The organism is Lysinibacillus sp. JNUCC 51 (assembly GCF_015999525.1).
GTDB lineage: Bacteria > Bacillota > Bacilli > Bacillales_A > Planococcaceae > Lysinibacillus > Lysinibacillus xylanilyticus.
Genome location: NZ_CP065545.1, coordinates 3,844,294 through 3,867,775, shown reverse-complemented (window position 1 = coordinate 3,867,775; position 23,482 = coordinate 3,844,294). Strand labels below are relative to the sequence as shown.

26 protein-coding genes and 2 other annotated features are annotated in these 23,482 nt (G+C 37.5%); of the genes, 3 read left to right on the top strand and 23 right to left on the bottom strand.

The features are described from left to right. Positions 1 to 97: 97 nt before the first annotated feature. The 13 genes from rpmA to JNUCC51_RS18580 all read right to left on the bottom strand — a co-directional run bounded on the left by rpmA (position 98) and on the right by JNUCC51_RS18580 (position 9,173). Entirely contained in the window at positions 98 to 397 is a 300-nt protein-coding gene (gene rpmA / locus JNUCC51_RS18640; protein ID WP_024363181.1) for a 50S ribosomal protein L27, read from the bottom strand. Next, entirely contained in the window at positions 394 to 750 is a 357-nt protein-coding gene (locus JNUCC51_RS18635; protein ID WP_068983764.1) for a ribosomal-processing cysteine protease Prp, read from the bottom strand. Before JNUCC51_RS18635 ends, rpmA begins: the two co-directional genes overlap by 4 nt. 16 nt (positions 751 to 766) lie before the next feature. After that, the gene (gene rplU, locus JNUCC51_RS18630; protein WP_036124117.1) at positions 767 to 1,075 is read right to left on the bottom strand and encodes a 50S ribosomal protein L21; all 309 of its coding nucleotides are present in this window, start codon (positions 1,073 to 1,075) and stop codon (positions 767 to 769) included. 14 nt (positions 1,076 to 1,089) lie between these two features. Next, positions 1,090 to 1,165: a sequence feature (ribosomal protein L21 leader region), on the bottom strand. Between the two features lie 45 nt (positions 1,166 to 1,210). Next, positions 1,211 to 1,822, bottom strand: coding sequence for a zinc metalloprotease (locus JNUCC51_RS18625; protein WP_337989228.1), 612 nt, complete (start codon positions 1,820 to 1,822; stop codon positions 1,211 to 1,213). Beyond that, a complete protein-coding gene (locus tag JNUCC51_RS18620; RefSeq protein WP_337989227.1) occupies positions 1,812 to 2,366 on the bottom strand; it encodes a M23 family metallopeptidase in 555 nt (184 codons plus the stop codon). Before JNUCC51_RS18620 ends, JNUCC51_RS18625 begins: the two co-directional genes overlap by 11 nt. A gap of 93 nt (positions 2,367 to 2,459) precedes the next feature. Further along, a complete protein-coding gene (minD, locus tag JNUCC51_RS18615) occupies positions 2,460 to 3,257 on the bottom strand; it encodes a septum site-determining protein MinD (protein ID WP_337989226.1) in 798 nt (265 codons plus the stop codon). 1 nt (position 3,258) lies between these two features. Beyond that, a complete protein-coding gene (gene minC, locus JNUCC51_RS18610; RefSeq protein ID WP_337989225.1) occupies positions 3,259 to 3,927 on the bottom strand; it encodes a septum site-determining protein MinC in 669 nt (222 codons plus the stop codon). A gap of 27 nt (positions 3,928 to 3,954) precedes the next feature. Then, positions 3,955 to 4,479: a rod shape-determining protein MreD gene (gene mreD / locus JNUCC51_RS18605; protein ID WP_337989224.1), complete on the bottom strand. Its 525-nt coding sequence runs from the start codon at positions 4,477 to 4,479 to the stop codon at positions 3,955 to 3,957. Continuing rightward, positions 4,479 to 5,390 carry a rod shape-determining protein MreC gene (gene mreC, locus JNUCC51_RS18600; protein WP_337989223.1) on the bottom strand — a complete coding sequence of 304 codons (912 nt, stop codon included), beginning with the start codon at positions 5,388 to 5,390 and terminating at the stop codon, positions 4,479 to 4,481. Before mreC ends, mreD begins: the two co-directional genes overlap by 1 nt. A gap of 13 nt (positions 5,391 to 5,403) precedes the next feature. Further along, positions 5,404 to 6,423, bottom strand: a complete 1,020-nt coding sequence (locus JNUCC51_RS18595) for a rod shape-determining protein (RefSeq protein ID WP_337989222.1) — start codon at positions 6,421 to 6,423, stop codon at positions 5,404 to 5,406. Positions 6,424 to 7,126: 703 nt separating this feature from the next. Beyond that, positions 7,127 to 7,798 (bottom strand): RadC family protein, encoded by a 672-nt coding sequence (gene radC / locus JNUCC51_RS18590; RefSeq protein ID WP_337992260.1) that lies wholly within the window; start codon positions 7,796 to 7,798, stop codon positions 7,127 to 7,129. Between the two features lie 34 nt (positions 7,799 to 7,832). Then, positions 7,833 to 8,426 (bottom strand): Maf family protein, encoded by a 594-nt coding sequence (locus JNUCC51_RS18585; RefSeq protein WP_337989221.1) that lies wholly within the window; start codon positions 8,424 to 8,426, stop codon positions 7,833 to 7,835. Between the two features lie 99 nt (positions 8,427 to 8,525). After that, on the bottom strand, positions 8,526 to 9,173 hold the full coding sequence (locus tag JNUCC51_RS18580; RefSeq protein ID WP_337989220.1) for a hypothetical protein: 648 nt from the start codon (positions 9,171 to 9,173) through the stop codon (positions 8,526 to 8,528). Between the two features lie 507 nt (positions 9,174 to 9,680). On the opposite strand from JNUCC51_RS18580, the gene JNUCC51_RS18575 reads away from it, so the two are divergent. Next, the gene (locus tag JNUCC51_RS18575) at positions 9,681 to 10,100 is read left to right on the top strand and encodes an SRPBCC domain-containing protein (protein ID WP_337989219.1); all 420 of its coding nucleotides are present in this window, start codon (positions 9,681 to 9,683) and stop codon (positions 10,098 to 10,100) included. A gap of 201 nt (positions 10,101 to 10,301) precedes the next feature. On the opposite strand, the gene JNUCC51_RS18570 is transcribed toward JNUCC51_RS18575, so the two are convergent. The 3 genes from JNUCC51_RS18570 to JNUCC51_RS18560 form a co-directional block, all read right to left on the bottom strand. After that, positions 10,302 to 11,555 (bottom strand): bifunctional folylpolyglutamate synthase/dihydrofolate synthase, encoded by a 1,254-nt coding sequence (locus JNUCC51_RS18570; RefSeq protein WP_337989218.1) that lies wholly within the window; start codon positions 11,553 to 11,555, stop codon positions 10,302 to 10,304. Beyond that, positions 11,552 to 12,844: a bifunctional folylpolyglutamate synthase/dihydrofolate synthase gene (locus JNUCC51_RS18565; protein ID WP_443136957.1), complete on the bottom strand. Its 1,293-nt coding sequence runs from the start codon at positions 12,842 to 12,844 to the stop codon at positions 11,552 to 11,554. The genes JNUCC51_RS18570 and JNUCC51_RS18565 overlap by 4 nt, the downstream gene beginning before the upstream one ends. Before the next feature lie 296 nt (positions 12,845 to 13,140). Further along, a complete protein-coding gene (locus JNUCC51_RS18560) occupies positions 13,141 to 15,786 on the bottom strand; it encodes a valine--tRNA ligase (RefSeq protein WP_337989216.1) in 2,646 nt (881 codons plus the stop codon). A gap of 126 nt (positions 15,787 to 15,912) precedes the next feature. Continuing rightward, positions 15,913 to 16,190 (bottom strand) — a binding site (T-box leader). 98 nt (positions 16,191 to 16,288) lie between these two features. On the opposite strand from JNUCC51_RS18560, the gene JNUCC51_RS18555 reads away from it, so the two are divergent. Next, the gene (locus tag JNUCC51_RS18555) at positions 16,289 to 16,483 is read left to right on the top strand and encodes a YszA family small membrane protein (RefSeq protein WP_337989215.1); all 195 of its coding nucleotides are present in this window, start codon (positions 16,289 to 16,291) and stop codon (positions 16,481 to 16,483) included. On the opposite strand, the gene JNUCC51_RS18550 is transcribed toward JNUCC51_RS18555, so the two are convergent. Then, entirely contained in the window at positions 16,460 to 17,278 is an 819-nt protein-coding gene (locus tag JNUCC51_RS18550) for a valyl-tRNA synthetase (protein WP_337989214.1), read from the bottom strand. The genes JNUCC51_RS18555 and JNUCC51_RS18550 overlap by 24 nt on opposite strands. 363 nt (positions 17,279 to 17,641) lie before the next feature. Continuing rightward, positions 17,642 to 18,088, bottom strand: a complete 447-nt coding sequence (locus JNUCC51_RS18545) for an SRPBCC family protein (protein WP_100544236.1) — start codon at positions 18,086 to 18,088, stop codon at positions 17,642 to 17,644. A gap of 703 nt (positions 18,089 to 18,791) precedes the next feature. Between JNUCC51_RS18545 and JNUCC51_RS18540 the strand changes: the two genes are divergently transcribed. Continuing rightward, positions 18,792 to 19,097, top strand: a complete 306-nt coding sequence (locus tag JNUCC51_RS18540; RefSeq protein WP_337989213.1) for a hypothetical protein — start codon at positions 18,792 to 18,794, stop codon at positions 19,095 to 19,097. Positions 19,098 to 19,224: 127 nt separating this feature from the next. Here JNUCC51_RS18540 and JNUCC51_RS18535 read toward each other — a convergent pair whose 3' ends face one another. The 5 genes from JNUCC51_RS18535 to hemC all read right to left on the bottom strand — a co-directional run bounded on the left by JNUCC51_RS18535 (position 19,225) and on the right by hemC (position 23,479). Continuing rightward, a complete protein-coding gene (locus tag JNUCC51_RS18535) occupies positions 19,225 to 19,410 on the bottom strand; it encodes a hypothetical protein (RefSeq protein WP_337989212.1) in 186 nt (61 codons plus the stop codon). A gap of 115 nt (positions 19,411 to 19,525) precedes the next feature. Continuing rightward, a complete protein-coding gene (hemL, locus tag JNUCC51_RS18530; protein WP_337989211.1) occupies positions 19,526 to 20,818 on the bottom strand; it encodes a glutamate-1-semialdehyde 2,1-aminomutase in 1,293 nt (430 codons plus the stop codon). Next, positions 20,819 to 21,799 (bottom strand): porphobilinogen synthase, encoded by a 981-nt coding sequence (gene hemB, locus JNUCC51_RS18525; RefSeq protein ID WP_068983782.1) that lies wholly within the window; start codon positions 21,797 to 21,799, stop codon positions 20,819 to 20,821. It lies immediately after the preceding gene. Then, on the bottom strand, positions 21,796 to 22,557 hold the full coding sequence (locus JNUCC51_RS18520) for a uroporphyrinogen-III synthase (RefSeq protein WP_337989210.1): 762 nt from the start codon (positions 22,555 to 22,557) through the stop codon (positions 21,796 to 21,798). The genes hemB and JNUCC51_RS18520 overlap by 4 nt, the downstream gene beginning before the upstream one ends. Next, positions 22,547 to 23,479: a hydroxymethylbilane synthase gene (gene hemC, locus JNUCC51_RS18515; RefSeq protein WP_049667642.1), complete on the bottom strand. Its 933-nt coding sequence runs from the start codon at positions 23,477 to 23,479 to the stop codon at positions 22,547 to 22,549. The genes JNUCC51_RS18520 and hemC overlap by 11 nt, the downstream gene beginning before the upstream one ends. Positions 23,480 to 23,482 lie beyond the last annotated feature (3 nt).

Below are 23,482 nucleotides of genomic sequence, written 5' to 3'. Positions count from 1 at the left end.
TTCGCTACAGAAAACACTTGCTGAAAGAAGTTATAATTTAGCCAAAAAAAGGACTGCAATAAATGCAGTCCTCCGCTTTATGTTATCTTATAAAAGATTAAGCTTCTTGTGTTGCTGGGTATACAGATACTTGTTTGCGATCGCGACCTAAACGTTCGAATTTTACAACGCCGTCAACTTTAGCAAATAGTGTATCGTCACCACCACGACCTACGTTTGTACCTGGGTAAATTTTTGTACCGCGTTGACGGTAAAGAATTGAACCACCAGTTACGAATTGGCCATCAGCACGTTTAGCACCAAGTCGTTTTGACTCAGAGTCACGTCCGTTTTTAGTAGAACCTACACCTTTTTTAGATGCGAAAAGTTGAAGGTCTAATGCTAATAATAATTTCATCGTGTTCCACCTCCTACTTGGTTGTAGTTGATTTGGATGTATTGTCCGTAATTTTGCACCATAGAATACACTTGGGCAGTCATTACTTGGACAATTAACTGTAGTTTTGCATCAATCTCAGGCTCTAAATCTGATGGTAAATCTACCTTAAGATAGCCTCCACCTTCAGCAGCTTGTTCGACTTCTGGCTGTAATTGTAATAGTGCATAAATAGCATTCACCGTACCTATGGCAATGGTAGATGCTCCTGCACATACTAAATCCTTACCAGATTCATCGTATTCAGCATGTCCTGAAAATTCAAATGCTGACACATGTCTATTTTCATCGTGATGAATCGTAACTTGTATCATTCGTTACACCTCACAATTAAGCGTTGATAGCTTCAACAACTAATTTTGTGTAAGGTTGACGGTGACCTTGTTTACGACGGTAGTTCTTTTTAGCTTTCAATTTGAAAACAACGATTTTTTTCGCACGGCCTTCTTTCACAACTTTAGCTGTTACAGTAGCGCCTTCTACGAATGGAGCTCCAACTTTAACGTTTTCGCCACCAACGAATAAAACTTTATCGAAAGTTACAACCTCGTCAGCTTCTACACCTAATTTTTCAACATAGATTTCTTGACCAGCTTCTACTTTGATTTGTTTACCACCAGTTTCAATAATTGCGTACATTTTACTGCACCTCCTCATAGACTCAGACTCGCCTGTTTATAAAGGTGATCATACGATACTTAAACCTTTCCAGTGCGGTTGTAGTAGCACAGGTGCTACAAACAATAACATTAAAATATTACCACACGATTTATTTTAAGTCAATCTATTCATTACATATTTCTCAAATGCTAAACGATATTTTCGATAATTCCATTCCTTGAACACTTGAAGCCATATAAATAAACATAAAATTGCTAAAAAAATAGATTGTGGGAGATAACATAAAGTTATCAAGAATAGTATAAAGGCAATTATAAGAGAAAGCCAGTAGTAATATTCCAATGCACGAACACTTGGATAGAATAAAAATAAGCACGCTAAAAATATTCTGCCACCGTCCAACGGGATAATCGGTAAAACATTGATTGCTAATAGCACAAGTTGCACATTAATAAGTTTAGTAGCAAGCAGTTCTGGCATAAAAAAAGCGAGGCCAATCCCTAATATTGTAGCGATTGGTCCCCCTAAGGCAATCCAAAGGAGTGACGTTGCAGGCACAACCGCTGGATTTTCAAATTCTATTTCCCCTCCGTAAGGTGTAATAACACATGATTTCACCTTAACACCACACAGCATTGCCGTTAACAAATGACCCGCCTCGTGCCATAATAACGAAGATAAAATAATAGCGTAATAAGCAATTTGACCAGTAAAAATCATTAGAAATACGAGAGGGATACATAGAAGATGCAGTTTAATTTTCATTGGACGCCGCTGTTTCAAGCCACTGTACAATCTGTTCTAAATTATATTGTGTCTTATCTTTTTCAATCGAGATATAAAGTTGTCCCGCCTCTTTCATGCCGATTAAATCGTTTGCCTGCACCGTTGTATATGGGAGTTGTGCTAAACTATCCAGCATGCCATAGGATACTGTTGTTCCATCATCATAGCTTATTGTCATTGTTTTACCAGTATATTTTGTATGACCGGTAAAAACGACAAGACCATTCTTTCCTGCATAAACCGGTAGGCCCATGTCATATTGCAATAAAAAACCTTCCTTAAAAACTTGCGCATTGGCAAATGATAATAGTTCAGTTTGCCCAACATCACTCGATACCAAAATTGTTGTATCCTCTTTATTTAGCCAGCTTTGTCCGAGCTCACTTAAATAGGTTAAATCTGCTGATGTTGTAACAAGTTTTCGCACCGGTGTTTCCAATACACCTTGATCCTCTAAACGAATTACGAGCATAATTGCAGCCACAAGTAGTATCGTGACCAACCATTTCCATTTTTTAAACAAGCCCTCATCCTTTTTTCACACTATATGAGGTTGCATGTCCATTCATGCACAAGAAAAAAACCTTCTCGTACAAATGCACGAAAAGGCTGATGGTTATCTTGAAAATAACGCTTTTAGTTTTGAAAATACACCTCTATGTTCATCTTCAATTGCCATAAGTGGCACAGACTCGCCAAGTATTCGACGAGCAATATTACGATAGCCTAGAGATGCTTTATTAGTCGGATCCATTACTACTGGTTCGCCTTTATTGGATGATGAAATAACCCCTTCATTATCTACGATGATCCCTAATAAATCGATAGATAAATGCGTTGTAATTTCATTAACATCCAACGTATCACCGCTTTTCATCATATGCTGGCGAATGCGGTTAATAATTAGTTTAGGAGCAGAAATTTCTTCCTGTTCGAGCAAGCCAATAATTCGATCTGCATCACGCACAGCAGAGATTTCTGGTGTTGTTACAACAATTGCATGATCTGCACCAGCAACAGCATTGCGATAGCCTTGCTCAATGCCCGCTGGACAGTCTATTAAAACATAATCATAGTCTCTTTTTAATTCTTCTACTAAGCTCTTCATCTGCTCTGGTTTAACAGCATTTTTATCTGTCGTTTGAGCAGCGGGTAATAAAAATAGTTTCTCATCTACACGCTTATCTTTTATTAACGCTTGATGAATCTTACAGCGCCCTTCAACAACGTCTACTAAATCATAAATAATCCGATTTTCAAGACCTAAAATTACGTCTAAATTACGTAGTCCAATATCAGTATCTACTAAACATACTTTTTTACCTTGTAGAGCCAATGCAGTCCCCAGGTTAGCCGTTGTCGTTGTTTTTCCGACACCGCCTTTACCTGAAGTTATGACGATCGCTTCTCCCACACTAGCTACCTCCCTTAGACACATTTAATAATGGTCGAATATTTTTTAACGCGTGAATTTGATCGTACGTAATGCGCCCATCATAGCCAATAAATGCACAAGTCATCTCTTCATGTTTAATTGCTTTTACATGTTCGTCCGACATTGCCTGAACCTGATCAGCAATCATGATATGTGTAGCTTCAAAAAGAGATGCTGCAATGATTGCCTCCTTATTACCATGAACACCAGCATGCGCAATGCCCTTGAGTTTACCTAGGACATAAACATTGCCACCCGCTTCTACACGTCCGTTCGGATTGACATTCCCTACTATAATAATATCTCCCTGCGAACGCAGAACTTGACCCGATCTGACCACACCAATATATGTATCTTGTTGACTTTCAAGCCTTTTCTGGTTGCTCTCATGGACAGTCAGTACTTCACTTTGCACTTTTGAAACGATTAGTTGCTCTGTTTCTTGAACAATTTTAATTAGCTCTTTGATTTGTTCATCAGAACAGTATCGATAGCCCAAGTATAATTGTACATCTACTTTACTATCGATACCGCTTTCTGACACTTTCTTTTTAAGCTCTTCTACTAAATCGACATACGCACATTGATCATCTAAATGAAGAACAAATCCATCCTTTGTTCCCTTCATATTAACTAACTGTTTTTTCATGAATGCCTCACCCCACGTTGCTCTTTGTTAAGAAACTTCACGTGCTCTCTGTAAGACACGCGCATTAATTAGATACTTGAAGGCCCAACCAAGAATCATTAAAAATAGTGCATTAGCAATGATCGTTGGCAGCAGTCGTGAACGTAAGAAATCCGATAATGGGATCGTTGTAAAGTCGATAAGATAGAAGAATTGATAGAGTATAAATTCTAAAATTGCTACTAAAACAACTGAAATCGTCGTTGTCACAACTAAGTGCTGATGAATAACTTTCACAATAGACCCTGCTATAAAACAAATAAGCGGAAACAGTACTGAATATAATCCAATAATATCAATGTAAAACACATCATACAAGACACCAAAAAAAAGTCCATACATTACCGCTCGTTGACGGCTGTAATAGATGGATATAAATATTAAATATAAGATTAAAAATCTCGGCACTAAATAAAAGATTTGACCTTTCACTTCAATCGGTGAAAGCATAGCAAACTCTGGTTCTACTAAAAATAATAAAACTGCCACAGAGGGGATGAGAAACCGAACCATTATTCCGCCTCCTCTTTACCCTTTTGTGGATGTGTTAAATCCTCGTTCGAAGAATTACCATCAGATCCATCTATCACAGTAGCGGAACGTTTAGCAATAACAACATAGTCTAATATTGAAAAATCAGCAGATGGTTTTACATAGGCCATCTTTGTTAAACCATAATCATCTGTACTTACTTCAGTAATTTCTCCGATTGGCACATTTTTTGGGAATATACCACCAAGTCCTGATGAAACTACTTGCTGGCCCTTTTTAACAGTTAAACTTGAATCGATTCGCTTCATAATGAGTTGATTATGCTCTTTATCATAGCCCTCGATTAAACCGTATGCTTGTTTATCTCCTTGAACCATCGCAGAAACACGATAGTTTGGATTACTTGTATTTAAAAGCTCTACCTCAGAGGTGAAAGGTGTTACTACTGTAATTTTACCGACTAACCCTTTCGCTGTCATAACTGCCATATTTTTTTCTACACCATGTGAAGACCCTTTATCTAAAATAATTTTTTCTTCCCACTGGTCAGGATTTCTAGCAATAACCGTGGCATGAATCGGATCATAAGCTTTTAAGCTTTCCGATTTGTCCATAAGCTCTTGAAACTTTTTAATATCAGATTTCAAGTCCGATGCCTCAGCTTGTACAGCTGCATATTCATCTAAGCGTGCTTTTAAACGTTTATTTTCTTCGTACGTGTTTAAGAGGGAATCAATATTATTAATAACACCAGTAATATAATTCGCCGGCTTCGCAACAATAGATTGTGCGACGCCGACAGTGTCTTTAATAATTTGCTCTGGTAAAGTTGCATTCGTCCGTTCACGTAATGAGAAGCTAATCAATGCCACAAGAAAAACCATGCCTATGAGCAGCAAAATTAATTTCTTATTGAAAAAAAAATGTGGCATTGCCTAAACCTCCTTAACCTTTAACTTGTTGTGCACGAATTAAATCAATATGTTCTAGAGCCTTACCTGTACCAATAGCAACGCAGTCCAGTGGATCTTCTGCGATAAATACTGGCATATTAGTTTCTTGGCTAATAACTTTGTCTAAATTCGTTAATAGCGCACCACCACCTGTTAGTACAATTCCGCGTTCCATTACGTCTGCAGATAATTCCGGAGGTGTTTGTTCAAGCGTTTTTCGAACACCATCAATAATAGATGCTACCGCTTCACGTAAAGATTCAGAAATCTCTTGTGAAGAAATTTCGATTGTTTTTGGTAAACCTGTTAAAAGGTCACGTCCTCTAATTTCCATTCTATCTTCTGGACCCTCAGCCAACGCTGTACCAATTTCCATTTTTACTGCTTCCGCAGTACGTTCACCAATTGTTAAGTTATATGTTTTACGAATATACGAAATGATTGATTGGTCCATTGCATCACCGCCAACACGCACGGATTCACTTGTTACAATACCACCTAATGAAATAACCGCTACCTCTGTTGTACCACCACCGATATCAACGACCATTGACCCTGTTGGATCCCATACTGGTAAGCTCGAACCGATCGCTGCTGCAAATGGTTCTTCAATTGTAAATGCTTCTTTAGCACCTGCTTGGCGAGCAGCATCAATAACCGCACGTTGTTCAACCGATGTAATACCATAAGGCACACAAATCATAACATTCGGCTTTTTCCAATTACCACCAGAATTTTTACAAGCTTCTTTTAAATAGTATTCTATCATTGCTGTAGTAATATCAAAATCAGCGATAACGCCATCTTTCATAGGACGGATTGCTACGATTGAGCCAGGTGTACGACCAATCATATTTTTAGCATCATTACCAACTGCAACAATATCTCCAGTTTTTGTATTTTTCGCTACGACTGAAGGTTCGCGTAAAACGATTCCCTTCCCTTTAATAAACACTAATGTATTCGCTGTGCCAAGGTCAATCCCGACATCTTTACTTCCTAATCCAAACAAATTGTGAACTCCCTTTCTATTTAAGCCATACTTTCGTTGACATCAACTTATACCCCGGCGCGTTTAACCCCGAGGCTTTATCTTCATTCACTCGGTGTTAGACACCTACTGAAAAAAAACTACACACTCATTTATCTCACACCTGATGGAGTGAGAGTCTTTTTCTGAACAAAAATAAAATCATACCGTTCATTATAACGGAAAAACGCAAGAATTTGTAGTGTCACATACCTCTTCTCGCGGAAAAGATACTATTTTAATTCCCTCCTAAACAAAAATAGTACGTATAGATTAGCATATAATTTTTATTCTTGTAAGACAACGTGTAATCGCCTACCAATTTTTGTGAATATAATAGACATTTCTACGAATACAATAACGTTTTCTATAAAAAAAGGTTCACATTTATTTTTAGCTTTTCGCAAAAAAATACAAAAATATTTATTTTTAAAATAATACCCGGAACACTGTGAAGCTTCCCGAAATGATGCGGCAACTGCTTTACAATTCTAAATCGTGTAAATCTCGCAGAAACTCCTGAAAATTTTCATCAAAAAACTCTGCAATATATATTGCAGAGATCAATTATGCCTCGGCATAATTACGTCCGGAATCGGCTTTGTGCTCGCACAAAGCCGATTCCGTGACATCCGCCGGAGGCTTTAATTTCATTCAGCGGATGTTTGGCACCCGCTGAATGAAATTAAAAGTATCCTTTTTCTTTCAAGCTAATGAACTGATGATCACCGATGATAAGATGATCTATTAAATCTATGCCTATAATATAACCAGCCTCTAAAATTCTTCTCGTCACTTCAATATCCTCTTCACTTGGTGTTGGAACGCCACTAGGATGATTATGTGCACAAATAATAGATGCAGCAGATCTTTTTACAGCCTCGCGGAAAATTTCCCTAGGATGGACGATTGAAGCATTTAAACTGCCTATAAAAATCGTCTGTCTGTGAATAATTTGATTTTTGACATTCAGAAAAAGAACTACAAAATGCTCCTGCTTCAGTGAGGTCATATCAGGCATTAAATAGGCAGCGGCATCATGAGGTGAACGAATTGTATATTTTTCATCGCTATGTTTCTGTGCGAGACGTCTCCCGAGTTCAATAGCCGCTAATAATTGAATGGCTTTAACCTCACCAATCCCTCTAATAGCAACCATTTCTTCTATAGTTGCATCTTTCAAATGATGTAAACGTTCAAAAACGCTTAGTACGCGATTTGCAAGTATAAGAACAGATTCTTCTTTAGTGCCTGTCCTTAGTAAAATAGCCAGCAGCTCCTGATTAGATAAACTCATAGCTCCTTGTCTACGTAGTCTTTCGCGTGGTCGATCCTCTATATTAACGTCACGTATCATCATCCTTGGTAAAACCTTATTTGTCAAAAAAGCCTCACTCCTTGGCAAATTGGATAATATTAAGTGCTACCAATTGCGTAAACAACGCTGCAAGTGGTAAGCCGACAACATTGTTATAATCTCCCTCAATTCGTTTTACTAGAAGAGTTCCAGCAGTTTGAATGCCATAACCGCCTGCTTTATCAAATGGATCTCCCGAATCTACATATGCCTCGATGAGGTCCTGAGATAAATGATGAAAGACAACATTTGTCTCTTCGACGAATGTAGTTTCATTACCGTTCGGCTCAATAATTGCAACAGCTGTCATGACCGCATGACATTTACCTGATAAGCGCAATAAGTGAGAAATTGCCTCCTCACGATTTTTAGGTTTATGGAGTAGCTCATCATCATAAACAACAATAGTATCTGCTCCAATAACTATGGCATTTGGAGCTTTTTTCGCCACATCACGTGTTTTTAATAGAGCTACACCTTTTACATACTCCTGCATTATAGTTGCCTGAACGCTTGTCTCTTCCACTTCACTAGTTATTATGTCGAATGGGAGTGTTAGCATAGCAAGCAATTCTTTTCGTCGTGGTGAAGCTGAAGCAAGCACTAGCTTGTGATTTGTTTTAAACATTATCTGACCATTCCTCCTTATTAGTTATCATAACGGAGAAATTGGGATTTGAAAATTTTCTAAAAATCAAGATAATGCTAATTCCGCTATCTTTTGTGCTTAAAACTTCACTTGAAGACAAGCATTTTTCGATTTGTAATGGGCAAGAACTTGTAAGCGAACGATGCTGATATCAGTTGAAATAGAAGAGGCTGCCGCTCCAATAGATTGCCAATCAGCAGGCAAAGTAGAATCCTTCGATTTATCCTTAAAATTTAATTTTGTTGCATTTTTGTCAGCTAGCACAGATGGAAGTTCTGCAATCGTTGCCTCCTTGCAACTGTCACCGCTTAAAGTAAATGCTTTTTTAAATGTTGCCGGATCTTTTAAAAAGACAAGCTGACTTTCATCTGTTACCACGCTTGTCCAAATGTAAAATTTTCCATCAACCTCAACAATAGCACTTTCTTTTAATGAAGGATGTTCAGATACAAACGAGCTTGCACTTTCATAATTCGAATAGACCCCTGCTTGACTTGCAAAAAGCATTGGTCCGTTCGTTGCCTCTCCAGCTGTCGGAATTGTTTCTCCGGTTGAATTACCATTATTACTTTTAGTGGCTACCTCAGTACTATCATTTTTTAAAGAAAATTTAGTACTTGCTTGAAGAATACCTAAAAAAAGAGCTACACCAAAAAGTCCTACTATACCTCCAATAACCATCGCTCGAAATATTTGTTTTTTCATCACATGACTGACAATTTTCATTCGACCATCACCTCTTTCTTTAACGTATAAAAGTAAATTTAAACAAGACGATATTGTTACAATTTGATATATAAGTATATGTAAAAAAGGATGTGTAAATGCGAATTTACTACAATTTGATTTAATAGTTATTTTCGAAGTTTTACTTCAATATTAAATATTTTTGCATCGAAAGATTTTTCAATAAACAAAAAAAGAGGTGGATTCATTACTCTACTATGAAGAACATTTTTGCTGAATGAAAAAAGGAGTTAATAGAAAGGAAATAGAAATAATATTTTTACTGGCAAATAATCGGCTCATCACTATGGGTGACATTTGTTAAAACGTATGCCTAGAAGAAAACGCCCATGTCTGAGGGTCGTGAGATGAATGCAGATGTAGTTCCTTTAGCCTGCAGCGAAACCTAGTAGTTCATCGAATGCCCCCAGAAAAGCGCTTAGTCGGAACGAAAATCAACCACTCGTATGGTCATGAGCTAAATAAATCGTTATTGGAGGAACTGACATGGAAAATTCAAAAATTATAGGGCAAACAAAAACGGTTGGATTTCAAGTTGGTGTTAGAAGGACATTCCCAATTTCCCAAGAAGAAGCCTGGAAACTTGTTACTTCACAAGACGGATTAAACTTATGGTTAGGGGAGAGTAAAAATATTATCCTTGAACCAGGGCAAAAATATATCACGAAATCAGGGTATGGTGAAATACGAGTTGTTAAACCTTTACAGCAACTTCGCCTGACTTGGCAAAAGATAGAATGGGAAAAGGCAGCAACAGTTCAAGTTCGTATTATTTCGAGTTCAAACAATAAAACAACTATTAGTTTTCATCATGAAAAACTTTCCGATCAGAATGTAAGAGAAGAAATGAAGATATATTCGGAAAAAGTGCTTGAGGAAATCAAAGAGAGAATACCCAAAAATTAATTTATATCCCTTAACTGATTTATTTAAGAGTTTGACAGAAAAATTGTAGTTCCTCTTTCGAAATACGCTTTTGGTACAAAAAATATTTGTAACTGCCGTTTCACTTACGTTACATAAAACACTTAGCTGAAAAAATCAGGACTCATTTTATAATGAGTACCTGATTCTTTACTGTAAAAATATTGTTCGCTCAACTAGATATTATATATTTTTTAATCTACTACGTACTTCCGTTAATAAATACAACGAACCCGATACAATCGTTCTCGATTTGTTTTCTAACTGTAGTTTTAAAAATTGCACATAATCTTCTAAAACTACTTTATGAGAGGCGTTCGACAGCTCAAGCATGTTGTGAGCAGCCATCGCACGGGGATTTTTGAAATCAACAAAATAAAAATAATCACTTACCTGCTCGAATTGCTGCAAAATCTCTGTCACAGCCTTATCAGCAAGAATACCAATTACAAAAGTAATCTGCTCACCAGGAAACTCCTGCTTAATAGTTTCTATTAATTTTTCAGCACTCGCTGGATTATGCGCACCGTCTAAAAAAATATAAGGCATAATTTCTTCAAAACGTCCTAAAATAGTTGCGTTTTTCACAGCTTTTTGTATAGCTTCTTTACTAAGTTGTAACTCTAATGCTGTTGCCACTTCAAAAAAGGCTGTAATAGCTAATGCCATATTATTCCCCTGATGTGCTCCCTTCATTGTGCGAGTAAGCTTTGTTATATGGAAGCTATTGTCTTTATGCATATAGCTCTCTCCATCTTTCTCTTGTTCTATATAAAAATGATGATTTAATTCAAGAACTGATGAATGTTTTTTTTGAGCTTCCTGATAGACAATATTCTTCGCTTCCAATGGTAGATCCCCGATTATAACTGGACGATACGGCTTAATAATTCCTGCTTTATGATGGGCAATACTTTCAATCGTATTTCCTAAAAAATTCGTATGCTCTAATGCGATACTCGGTATGATTGACACAATTGGTGTAACCACATTTGTACTATCAAGTAGGCCCCCCATACCTGCTTCAATAAGGGCAATATCTACATCACTAGCAACAAAATGTAAAAATACTGCAACCGTTAAAAGTTCGAAATCTGTTAGTTTCCCACTTAGCCCGGCCGCCTGCATTTGTTGGAATACATGATTCATTTCCGCTTCTGTAATAGCTTGACCCTCTACTTGAATTTGGTCATGCACATCCAAAATACAAGGAGACATAAATTTACCAACACGTAAACCATGTTCATTTGCGATTGATTCTAGAAATGTAAGTGTCGAGCCTTTACCGTTAGTCCCTGCTAAATGCACGACTTGCAATTTGTTTTCTGGATTACCTACTCGTGCCAATGCCTCTTCAATCGCAGTTAGACCAGGTTTAATAACATCATCACTTTGAACATTCCACTTTTCTTTGTAGCTATTCAATTTAGGAATCATCGTTGTTCCCCCTGTAGCCATTGTTGTATTTCAGCAATAAAATACAATGAACCTGTTATGACGATAACATCCTTATCATTTCTTTTATGTAGCATCGTTTGAACCATTTCACGCCAATTCGCATTATGCTCTTTATTTGTATTTGTAGATAATGCAGCTAATTGATCAGCGGGCATTGCATTCGGTAGCTCAATTTGTGTAAATGCAATTGATGTAGCAATACTATCCATTAAAGCAATACTTTTCGCATGATCTTTATCGGATAATGCCGCATATATAAATCGATAGTTTTGGTGTGGGTAGACCGTTTTTAGTGTTTGAATTAAAGCAGCAGTTCCTTCCGAATTATGTGCTCCATCTAATATAATATTATTAGGTAATTGTTCAAATCGGCCTGCCCACTGAGCTTTTGCCAAAGCTTGACGGATTGATTCATCTGAAATATCAATGGCTCCATTCTCTCTTAACGTAAGAATCGCCGTGATCGCAAGGCTTGCATTATTTATTTGATGTGGCCCGGCCATCTTTAACGGGACAGTTATCATCTCCGCTTTTGCTTTTCGGTAATTAAAGTATTGCGTATTAGTGCCTTGTTCAACGTTTCCAACCGTAAACTCTTTCCCTAAAATAAGACATGGGGCATGACGCTCATTTGCTATCTCCTCGATAACAGTAAGTGCCTCTTCACTTTTAACACCCACTACAACAGGTACATTTTCTTTAATAATTCCCGCCTTCTCAAACGCTACCTTTGCTAATGTATCTCCTAAAAACGCAGTATGTTCTAATGAAATCGTTGTAATAATTGAAATTAGGGGCGTAATGACATTCGTAGCGTCTAAACGTCCACCAAGTCCCGTTTCTATCAGTGCAACATCCACTTCTTCATCCGCAAAATATTGGAACATAATAAGTGTCACAACTTCAAAGAAGCTTGGAAAGTCACCTTCATAATGTGTCTCAATAATCTCAGCAACTTTGTTCATATAGTATAAAAATTGTGCATCAGAAATCTGATTTCCATTAATAGTCATACGTTCATTAACACGCTCTAAGTGAGGCGAAGTAAAGGCGCCTACTTTATAGCCAGCATGTTGTAACATTTCTCTTAGCGCATTAACTGTTGATCCTTTTCCATTTGAGCCTGCTAAATGGATAGCGCGCAGCCTATCCTGCGGGTTATTAAGAAGTGCCAGTACCTCTCGCATCAATACGAGTGGTGCACGTTTATGATCAACTGCCTTTAACGTAAAAATAAATTCTGTACATTCTTTCATCGTTTTAAACAAAAGAAACACTCCCTCTTAACTACAATATCTCTATTTTAGTACAAGTAGCGCCCAATACACATACATTTCGAAAAAAACTCTTGTACTTTGAATGAAAGCTAAAAAAACACACAGAGAAACACATATAAAGTGAGAATCCGTGTATTGAATATTAATTTCATACTAATGGAGTTGTTGTGCACCTGATAGCGCTTATCTGATTACCGTATTTCACCAAATGTAACACATATTTTTTGTTGCATATACAATCATTAAAAAACAGCGGATGACTATATCGCCATCCGCTGTCTGTAATCTTACATATTTTTTAGTTCTTCTAAACGTTTTAATACAACCGCATGTTTACTTTCGTAATCGGCTAATTTTTCACGCTCCGCATTAACTAATGCTTCCGGCGCTTTAGACACGAATTTCTCATTCGATAATTTACCAGTTACAAGCTTCACTTCTTTTGCCCATTTTTCTAATTCTTTTTCAAGACGAACAATTTCTTCTTCTAGATTAATAAGTCCAACAAGCGGTAAGAATAGCTCAGCTCCAGTTACTACTGCTGTCATTGACTGACCAGGAGCCTCTAAGCCTTCTCCAATTGTTAGTGATTCTGGATTACAGAATTTTTCTAAGTACGCTTTATTGGCTTCAAGTACTGTAACCGTTGTAGCATCCTTAGCTGAAATATATAACGGCACTTTTTTGCTCATTGGTGTATTAACTTCCGCACGAATATTACGTACTGAACGTATAATATCCATTAGGAGCTTCATATTGTCTGCTTCCTCTGCAAAATGAAGATCCGCACGTACAGTTGGCCATGCTGCCACTGTGATTGATTCACCTTCATGAGGTAAGTGCTGCCAGATTTCTTCCGTAATGAATGGCATGAATGGATGTAATAGACGCATAGTTTGATCTAAAACATAAGCTAAAATAGAACGAGTTGTTTTCTTAGCTGCTTCGTCATCACCGTATAACGGTAATTTCGCCATTTCAATATACCAAGAACAGAAATCATCCCAAATGAAGTTATAAAGCTCGCGGCCAACTTCACCAAATTCGTAGCGCTCAGCAAGAGATGTTACACGTTCAATTGTTTCATTTAAGCGAGTAAGGATCCATTTATCGGCAACTGATTTTTCACCAGTTAAGTCGATTTCATCATATGTCATACCTTCCATGTTCATTAAAGCAAAACGAGAGGCATTCCAAATTTTATTAGAAAAGTTCCAAACTGCTTCTACTTTTTCAGTTGTATAGCGTAAATCTTGACCAGGTGATGATCCAGTAGCTAAGAAGTAACGTAATGAATCGGCACCATATTGATCAATAACGTCCATAGGGTCTACACCATTGCCAAGTGATTTACTCATCTTACGTCCTTCACCATCACGTACTAAACCGTGAATTAACACATCTTTGAATGGGCGCTGACCTGTAAATTCAAGACCTTGGAAAATCATTCGAGAAACCCAGAAGAAAATAATATCATAACCAGTTACAAGTGTGCTTGTTGGATAGTAACGTTTATATTCTTCATTTGTCTCATCTGGCCAACCCATTGTAGAAAATGGCCATAGTGCTGATGAGAACCATGTATCTAATACGTCTTCATCTTGTGTCCAGTTTTCTACATCTGCTGGTGCTTCTTTTCCTACGTAAATTTCACCTGTTTCATTGTGATACCAAGCTGGGATTTGATGACCCCACCATAACTGACGTGAGATACACCAGTCACGAATGTTTTCCATCCAGCGAGAATATGTGTTTTCAAAACGAGATGGTACGAAGTTTACTTGGCCTTCTTCATCTTTTTGAAGAGCAAGTGAAGCATCAGCAAGTGGTTGCATTTTTACGAACCATTGTGCTGAAAGATATGGCTCTACAACAGCACCCGAACGTTCAGAGTGACCTACTGAATGTGTATGCTCTTCAATACGGATAAGCACGCCCGCTTCCTGTAAATCTGCTACGATTTGCTTACGGCATTCAAAGCGATCCATACCGTTATACTTGCCAGCAAGCTCGTTCATTGTACCATCTTCATGCATTACAAGAATGCGTTCTAGATTATGGCGGTTACCAACCTCAAAGTCATTAGGATCGTGTGCTGGTGTCATTTTAACAACCCCAGTACCAAATTCCATATCTACGTAGTCATCTGCTACGATTGGAATTTCACGACCTACGATTGGTAAAATAACTGTTTTACCAATTAAGTCTTGATAACGCTCATCTTTCGGGTGCACGGCTACCCCAGAGTCACCTAGCATTGTTTCAGGACGTGTAGTTGCTACTTCTACATATCCTGAGCCATCAGCCAATGGGTATTTCATATGATAGAATGCACCTTGAACATCTTTATAGATAACTTCAATATCTGATAATGCTGTTTTTGCAGCAGGGTCCCAGTTAATAATGCGTTCGCCACGATAGATTAAGCCTTTTTCATATAATTGAACGAAAACAGTTTTAACTGCATCGGAAAGACCTTCATCAAGTGTGAAACGCTCACGAGAATAATCCAATGCAAGACCAAGTTTCGCCCATTGATCGCGAATATGCCCAGCATACTCTTCTTTCCATTCCCATGTTTTTTCGAGGAATTTTTCACGACCTAAATCATAACGTGTAATATTATCTTCTCGTAGTTTGGCCTCTACTTTTGCCTGTGTTGCAATACCTGCATGGTCCATTCCTGGTAACCAAAGTGCATCATAACCTTGCATGCGCTTCATACGAATTAAAATATCTTGTAATGTTGTATCCCATGCATGACCAAGATGCAATTTACCTGTTACATTCGGTGGTGGAATAACGATAGAATAAGGCTCCTTTTCACTTGTAGGCTGCGCCTCAAAAAATTTCCCTTGTAACCACCATTCATAACGACCCGCTTCAATGGACTGCGGATCATATTTTGTAGGCATTGAAATGTTTTCTGTCATTTTGACTCCTCCTGTTGACTTAATAATTTTACCGGTGTGAGATAGTACCAATCATTCTGTTTTTATGTCTCAGGTAGAGGCACATGTAGCAGAAGATTAATGAAAATAAAAAAAACTCCAAACGTCTAAAAGGACGAAGGAGTTTAAGTTCGCGGTACCACCTTTAATTCCAGCAGAGGCGAGTTAAGCTGTCACACATTTCATCAGAAAAAATGTACATCTTGCTTAAGCCTTTTACTACTGGCTCTCAATTCGGTAACGGTGTTTAACCGGCTTTAACTACTGTTAGTTCACTAAAGCTGCTCGAGGGCTACATTCAATTAGGTACATATAGAAACTTCTCAGCTACCGTTTCCTCTCTTAAAATGTACTTATAATTTACTCTTCCCTGTCATAGCATCTATATTCGACTTTTTCACATTGTACCGCAAAATCGTGGAATTTTTCAAGTGATTTAGTCATTTTTTAGGAAGCACTACTAGAAAAGGAAGTGAAAATTCAAATGCGTCGACGCAAGTATAATCCTTGGCATTTACCACCATGGCTACGACAATTTCGTTTTTATTGCAAAACGATAATTGTACCAATTTGTGTTTTTCAGTTTGTACGTGTCATCATCATTCCAACATCTGGAGATTTCATTATTTTATTGCTCCTGCTACTTCTATGCTATTTACTTTTGAAAGAAGTCATTTGAAACACGAACCTTTAGCGGTGTATAGTCTTCCGTTAAATCCCAGATCATAGATGGAGCTTCCCCCCAAGAGCTGGATTCACGGACTACAATATGACTCGAGGATTCCCTCAACATTGTTTTTTGCTCAGCTTGTGCAAGCTTTTCTTTTTTGTCTGAAGCTACTATTGCTTCAGACTTTTCCTTTTGTGCTGCAAATGTTACATTCTTTGATTTTTCCTCTTGTATTGATGTTGTTACAACTGCGGATTTTTCTTCTCGTATTGAATCCATTACTTCTGTAGACTTTTCATATTGTGCCGAAGCTGCAGTTACTGCAGGTTGTTTTACCTGTGACGTATCTTTAAAAGCCGCTTTCTCTATCTGAGCTGAAGCATTGACAGTGACTGGCTGCTTTTCTAAAATATGCGCTTTTTCGAATGCTGGCTCTGGCTCATTAAAAATACTTGTAACTGTCCATTCTAGCTGACACATCTGATTAGTCAATATAGGTCGAATATCCTTTACCATTAAATCTTCAATAGCTGCATCCTTTGGTAAATCCACATTTAAAGGAACTGCATACTCAAAATAACCAGTATCCCCTTGAATATCTAACGCATTAATTCGTACTAATTCTTCATCATCCATGAAAGCTTGCATGTCTTGAAAATCAAAGCGAACATGTGCTGTGATATGATAAATACCATTTAATCGTAAAGAATCTTCTAACTGCATCGTCTGCCACCGTGGCTTGATTTGTACAGCTGCTATTTCTGTAGGGCAGCCATAACCAGGAAAACAAAAAGTTTCACTCATATTCCAAGTTTTCTGTTCGATAATAATCCCTCCCCTTGCATCATATGAATCTCCAAAGGTGAGTATGCTATAAGATGAATAATCAATTTCGTCTTGGCGTAATAATGTAGCTGTCGCTTTGCTTTCACTCAGAAAAACAATACGTTTGGATTTTGAGTTGCACTTTGGAAGGCGACTTATGGAAGGCTCAAGAATAGAGCCAGACCGGTACAGATAATTACTGATGATGAGCCTAAAAAAGACATACTAGAAAACATCTAGCATGCCTTATTACTGTTTGTATCAATTATGCCACGGCATAATTGCGTCTGGAGTCGGCTTTTTTGCACAAAGCCGATTCCGTGACATCCGCTGGAGGCGTTATTATACATTCACCAATTTAATTTTATTTGCTACACGGTCTGTTAACATTTGTGTTGCTTTTGGTATGATCGGTTTAAAGATTGGATTTAAAACAGGACCAGCTAATCCTCCTGCTACTACTTCCAAGAAGCCTGTCATTTTTGTATTTTCTGCATCAATGCTTTCTGCTAGGAAATAACCGTTTCCTGAAAAATTATCAGAAAGTCCTTTTAATTCGAATGTTACTTTTGTTGGCGCTACCCATTCTAAAATAGTGATTTCTACTTGTACTGTTTTTTTCAGAACACCAACATTGCCTTTAAACGTCCAATTTGAATGTTTTTCATCAATCATTTCATGTGCATTATAACCTGGGACAAGCTTTGCCCATTTTTCCATATCACTGACGAAATCCCATACATTTTCAATTCCTACGGGTACTTCGACCATATGTGTGCCTGTTGCCATATCAATTCACTACTTTCTTTTACGAATAGCTATATTATATACGATTTCGCCCACAATTTGGCTATGCTGAAAGTTATAATTTTAATAATTTTTTTAGTAGTATCGATTATTTTCATTCATTGACAATCCAACGTTAAAGTAAAGCTGTAGTTTAGTGGGATAAATTATCATAAAACTCGAAACGAAAACCACGAAATTCAGTCTAATTTATAAAAGGGAGTGATGATATTGAAAAAATTAGCTTAATTTTATCTTCAATATTTTTTTCAATAGGGTTATTAGGCTGTCTACAAAGTGGTAATGAGGAGAAACTCAACAAAGACATTTCAAAGTCAACTGATGAAATAACAGATAAACCTACAATCATAGGCGAAATTGTTCAAATAGAAGGTGGAAGATTTTTAGTAGAAAGCAAAACTGAAAAATTAGCATATAGAAGGCCAGATGCGATATGTTTTCAACAGATGAAATTGAATCCTTAAAAGTAGGACAAAATGTTTCTGTTTGAACAAACGCACTAGAGAATAGTTATCTTCAAAAAACAAATGCCGAAAAAATTGAGATAAATGAATAATATTTTAGTAGGGAGAGATTTGTTATTAAAAAAAATAATTTGCTATTACTATCCCTGTTGGTTTTATTCTTAGGAGGATGTTCAAACAGTATTTTTGAAAATGATACTACAATTACAAGTATTGAGATTTTGAAATTTGCAAGTGCTTCACCAAGTTCTGAAGAATACAGAGTGCAAGAAGGTGAAGTTATTTCAGTCATTAAATCGAAAGAAGAAATAAAGCGAATTATTAATTCGCTTAAAAAAGCAGAACGAGAAAATACCGAAAGCATGAATATTGCCTTGCCTGATCATATAATTATATTTAAAGAAAACGAAAATGTAATATTAACACTTGGCTATTATCCCAATATTAGTTGTGAGAAGGATGAATTCCTTGACTTAGACAAAGATAAAATTTATATAACCAACGTACTGAATTTAATTCAAAAATGATAAATATAAATACCATCTTGTTCAACAAATAAGGACTTTACCTTCAATAAAAATAAGACTTGCGTTTAAGATTAATCTTCATTTATGTAGGTCCTTTTGTTATGCTTCCCTTAACCACCCTTTTAGCTCACACATGGCTAATAATCAAGCGAATCTCATGAGTTACGTCCTCACCATCCTTAATAACACCCTTTTCAAGGTAATATCCAATAAATAGATATAGTGAACACCTATAATTTTGCACGTTTACCTTAGATGTGTTATTGATTCGTCTAGCTACAATAAAGTCCTCATATGTAAATTTTAAAAGCATACAAAAAACCACCTCCTATCAAATTTTTAGAACTGATAAGAAGTGGTTATTTTAATTAGTTACTTTGATTGAGAATTACACTACTTCATAAAAGAACATATACACGCTCAACCTATTATCTTGCTAATTGTGCAAATACTTTATGGAAGGCATCAACTGTTTTTGCGATATGCTCCTCCGTATGTGCTGTAGAAATAAATAAACCTTCAAATTGAGATGGCGGTAAGAAGATACCTTCCTCTGCCATTAGACGGAAGTATTCAGCGAATAATTGTAAATCAGATGTTTTTGCTGAAGCAAAATCAATAACATCTGCATTCGTAAAGAAGAAACCTATCATTGAACCAGCACGATTTACAGTATGTGGAATATTGTATTTAGTTGCTGCTTCACGGAAGCCGGCCTCTAATTGATCTCCTAGCTTTTTGAAGTATTCATAAGAGCTATTATCAAGGCGAGATAATGTTTCATAGCCTGCTGTCATTGCTAATGGATTCCCTGACAATGTTCCAGCTTGATAGATTGGACCAGCTGGTGCTACTTGCTCCATAATTTCTTTTTTCCCTGCAAATGCACCGACAGGAAGTCCTCCGCCAATTACTTTTCCTAATGTTGTCATATCTGGTGTTACATCAAAATAACCTTGTGCACAGCCATAGTCAACACGGAAGCCTGTCATAACTTCATCAAAAATCAATAATGTTCCATGTTCCTTTGTTAATTCACGTAAGCCTTCTAGGAAGCCTGGTAGTGGAGGTACAACGCCCATATTTCCTGCGACTGGTTCAACAATTACTGCTGCAAGCTCTGAACCAAACTTTTCGAAAACTAGTTTTGCCCCTTCTAAATCATTATACGCTACTGTTAAAGTATTACGTGCAATATCTGCTGGGACACCAGGACTGTCAGGTAAGCCTAATGTAGCTACCCCTGAGCCTGCTTTAATAAGTAAGGAATCTCCGTGACCATGATAAGAACCCTCAAATTTTAAAATTTTATCACGTCCTGTAACGCCACGAGCTACGCGTAAAGCAGACATTGTAGCTTCTGTCCCAGAAGACACGAAGCGAATCATTTCCATACCAGGTAGTCGATCTAACACTAATTTAGCTAATCGATTTTCTGTATAGCTCGGTGCTCCAAACGAAGAGCCTTTCGCTGCTGTTTCTGCAATCGCTTGTACAACTTCAGGATGTGTATGTCCTAAAATAAGAGGTCCCCATGATAATACATAATCAATATATTCATTGCCATCAATGTCTTTAATAATAGCACCGTGACCAGATTCCATGAAGATTGGATCCATATTTACGGATTTGAATGCACGTACTGGGCTACTAACACCACCTGGCATTAAGTTAATTGCTTCAGCATAAGCTTGTTTTGATTTTTCGTAAGAACGCGTCATTTATTTCTCCTCCAACCAACGTACAACATCTTTAGCATGATACGTAATGATTAAATCTGAGCCTGCACGTTTCATGCTAAGTAACGTTTCAAGCACTACTTTTTTCTCTTCAATCCAGCCATTAATTGCCGCTGCTTTAATCATTGCATATTCACCAGAAACGTTGTATGCAACAATCGGTAATGTATAGTTATTTTTCACATCACGAATAATATCTAAATAACTTAGAGCTGGCTTAACGATTAAGAAATCTGCACCTTCTGCAATATCCGACTCTGCTTCTCGGAATGCCTCCATACGATTCGATGGATCCATTTGGTATGATTTACGATCACCAAATTGAGGCGCACCATCAGCTGCTTCTCGGAATGGGCCATAGTAGCTAGATGCATATTTTACGGCATATGACATAATCGGAACATTTTCAAAGCCAGCTTCATCTAGACCTGCACGAATCGCTGCCACAAAACCGTCCATCATATTGGAAGGAGCGATGATATCCGCACCAGCTTTTGCTTGTGATACTGCTGTACGTGCTAAAACATCTAATGAAGAATCATTTAGAATTTGATCACCTTCAATTAAGCCACAATGACCATGATCTGTAAATTCACATAAGCATGTATCTGCAATAACTAAAAGCTCTGGGTAACGAGCTTTAATAAGTCGTGTTGCTTCTTGCACAATACCATGATCATGGAATGCACCAGTTCCGACTGCATCTTTTTCTGCAGGTAAGCCAAATAAAATAACCGCAGGAATACCTAAAGCAACAACTTCATCAATCTCAGCTTCAAGTTTATCTAATGAAAATTGAAAAACTCCCGGCATAGAAGATACTTCGTTTTTAATATTTTCGCCTTCAATAACGAAAATTGGATAAATTAAGTCTTCTTTGTGTAAGTATGTTTCTTTTACCATAGATCGTATTGCAGCATTTGCACGCAAACGACGATGTCTTTGAAATTGTAATTTTGTCATTTTCTTTCTCCTACTTTCGTTATTTCCTCGATGACTGCTTGCATTGTATATACGCTCGGCATAACATCCACAATAGCACCGTGATTCAAAATAGCTGCTTCTGTAATATGACCGATTACTGCTACACGTACTGCCTCCCAACCAATTACCGAAGCTACCTCCTTGGCGTAGACATCAACAGCGGAAGGGCTAGCAAAAATCACTGTGACATCACTATTCGCACGGATACATTCTAATATTAATTGTTTTTGGTCGTGTCGCTCAATCGTTTCATAAACTGTCCATTCCTTCAATTTAAAGGGCAGCCCTTCCTTTAATGTCTTTTTCGCTTTTTCTCCACGAATAAATAGACACGTAGGATTGCTACCTGCTACACTAGGAAATTCTTGAACAAATACATCTGCACTAAATATAGAAGGCATAAAGCTCACATGGAATCCTAGCTGTTCAAGAGCTGTAGTAGTTTTAGTACCAATAGAAGCAATTTTTCCTGGAAAATACGCTGCATTTACATTAATTCGGCGCATCTTGCTAGCAAAAGCTTCTACAGCATTTTGACTCGTAAAAATGAGCCATTCAAATTGACGCGCAGACTCTAATTGCACATCGTCGTTTCTATTGATCAGCTCGCAAGTTTCAATCAATGGGGCAATTACTGCTTGACCACCTAAAGCTGTAATGTCATCTATTATTGTTGTCGTCTTAGATGTACCTGTCAAAATAATAGTTTTACCTTCTAAAGGTAAATTACTTTGCATCTTGCTCTGCCTTTACTCGTTGAATTAATTCAAAGGCACCTTGCTTCGTTAAAATCTCAGCAAGCTCTTTTCCAACTGCTTCTGCATCAGTACCTACAACAGTTTCCTTATAAACAACTGAAGCGTCTGGTGCAGCAACAAGGCCAGTTAATGTAATTTCTTCCCCATTAGACTTTGCGTATCCTGCGATAGGCACTTGACAGCCACCATCCATAGCCGCTAGGAAAGCACGCTCTGCATGTGCTTCTTGCCAAGTAATGTTATCTGTTAACTTGCCTAATTCCGTTAATAGCTCCGTATCGTCTCCACGGCATTCAATACCTAGAGAGCCCTGTGCTACTGCTGGTAGACAATCCTCAACAGGTAAAAACTCAGTAACTACTTCATCGCTCCAGCCTAGGCGTTTAAGTCCAGCTGCCGCTAAAATAATAGCATCGTATTCATCAGTTTCAAGTTTAGCTAAGCGTGTATCTACATTTCCTCGAATCCATTTAATTTCTATATCTGGACGGACTGTTAAAAGTTGAGCACTGCGACGAAGAGAACTTGTCCCAACAACTGCTCCTGCTGGAAGATCGGCAAATTTCACATGTCCTTTTGAAATAAATGCATCACGTGCATCTTCACGTGGTGGGATACAGCCAATTACTAATCCTTCTGGCAATACTGCAGGCATATCCTTCATAGAATGAACTGCAAAGTCAATTTCTTTGTCGTAAAGTGCTTGTTCAATCTCTTTTACGAAAAGCCCTTTACCACCGACCTTAGATAGCTGCACATCTAAAATTTGATCACCTTTCGTGACAATTTCTTTCACTTCAAATTCAAATGGTACACCAGCAGCTTTTAACTCATTGATAAACCAATTTGTTTGTGTTAAAGCTAGCTTACTTCTTCTAGAACCTACAATAATTTTTCTCAACAG

Coding starts and splice junctions, on each gene's coding strand:
- rpmA (WP_024363181.1), bottom strand. CDS start 397: ATGAAATTATTATTAGCATTAGACCTTCAACTTTTCGCATCTAAAAAA.
- JNUCC51_RS18635 (WP_068983764.1), bottom strand. CDS start 750: ATGATACAAGTTACGATTCATCACGATGAAAATAGACATGTGTCAGCA.
- rplU (WP_036124117.1), bottom strand. CDS start 1,075: ATGTACGCAATTATTGAAACTGGTGGTAAACAAATCAAAGTAGAAGCT.
- JNUCC51_RS18625 (WP_337989228.1), bottom strand. CDS start 1,822: ATGAAAATTAAACTGCATCTTCTATGTATCCCTCTCGTATTTCTAATG.
- minC (WP_337989225.1), bottom strand. CDS start 3,927: ATGAAAAAACAGTTAGTTAATATGAAGGGAACAAAGGATGGATTTGTT.
- mreD (WP_337989224.1), bottom strand. CDS start 4,479: ATGGTTCGGTTTCTCATCCCCTCTGTGGCAGTTTTATTATTTTTAGTA.
- mreC (WP_337989223.1), bottom strand. CDS start 5,390: ATGCCACATTTTTTTTTCAATAAGAAATTAATTTTGCTGCTCATAGGC.
- radC (WP_337992260.1), bottom strand. CDS start 7,798: ATGATACGTGACGTTAATATAGAGGATCGACCACGCGAAAGACTACGT.
- JNUCC51_RS18585 (WP_337989221.1), bottom strand. CDS start 8,426: ATGTTTAAAACAAATCACAAGCTAGTGCTTGCTTCAGCTTCACCACGA.
- JNUCC51_RS18580 (WP_337989220.1), bottom strand. CDS start 9,173: ATGAAAATTGTCAGTCATGTGATGAAAAAACAAATATTTCGAGCGATG.
- JNUCC51_RS18575 (WP_337989219.1), top strand. CDS start 9,681: ATGGAAAATTCAAAAATTATAGGGCAAACAAAAACGGTTGGATTTCAA.
- JNUCC51_RS18570 (WP_337989218.1), bottom strand. CDS start 11,555: ATGATTCCTAAATTGAATAGCTACAAAGAAAAGTGGAATGTTCAAAGT.
- JNUCC51_RS18560 (WP_337989216.1), bottom strand. CDS start 15,786: ATGACAGAAAACATTTCAATGCCTACAAAATATGATCCGCAGTCCATT.
- JNUCC51_RS18555 (WP_337989215.1), top strand. CDS start 16,289: ATGCGTCGACGCAAGTATAATCCTTGGCATTTACCACCATGGCTACGA.
- JNUCC51_RS18550 (WP_337989214.1), bottom strand. CDS start 17,278: ATGAGTGAAACTTTTTGTTTTCCTGGTTATGGCTGCCCTACAGAAATA.
- JNUCC51_RS18545 (WP_100544236.1), bottom strand. CDS start 18,088: ATGGCAACAGGCACACATATGGTCGAAGTACCCGTAGGAATTGAAAAT.
- JNUCC51_RS18535 (WP_337989212.1), bottom strand. CDS start 19,410: ATGCTTTTAAAATTTACATATGAGGACTTTATTGTAGCTAGACGAATC.
- hemL (WP_337989211.1), bottom strand. CDS start 20,818: ATGACGCGTTCTTACGAAAAATCAAAACAAGCTTATGCTGAAGCAATT.
- hemB (WP_068983782.1), bottom strand. CDS start 21,799: ATGACAAAATTACAATTTCAAAGACATCGTCGTTTGCGTGCAAATGCT.
- JNUCC51_RS18520 (WP_337989210.1), bottom strand. CDS start 22,557: ATGCAAAGTAATTTACCTTTAGAAGGTAAAACTATTATTTTGACAGGT.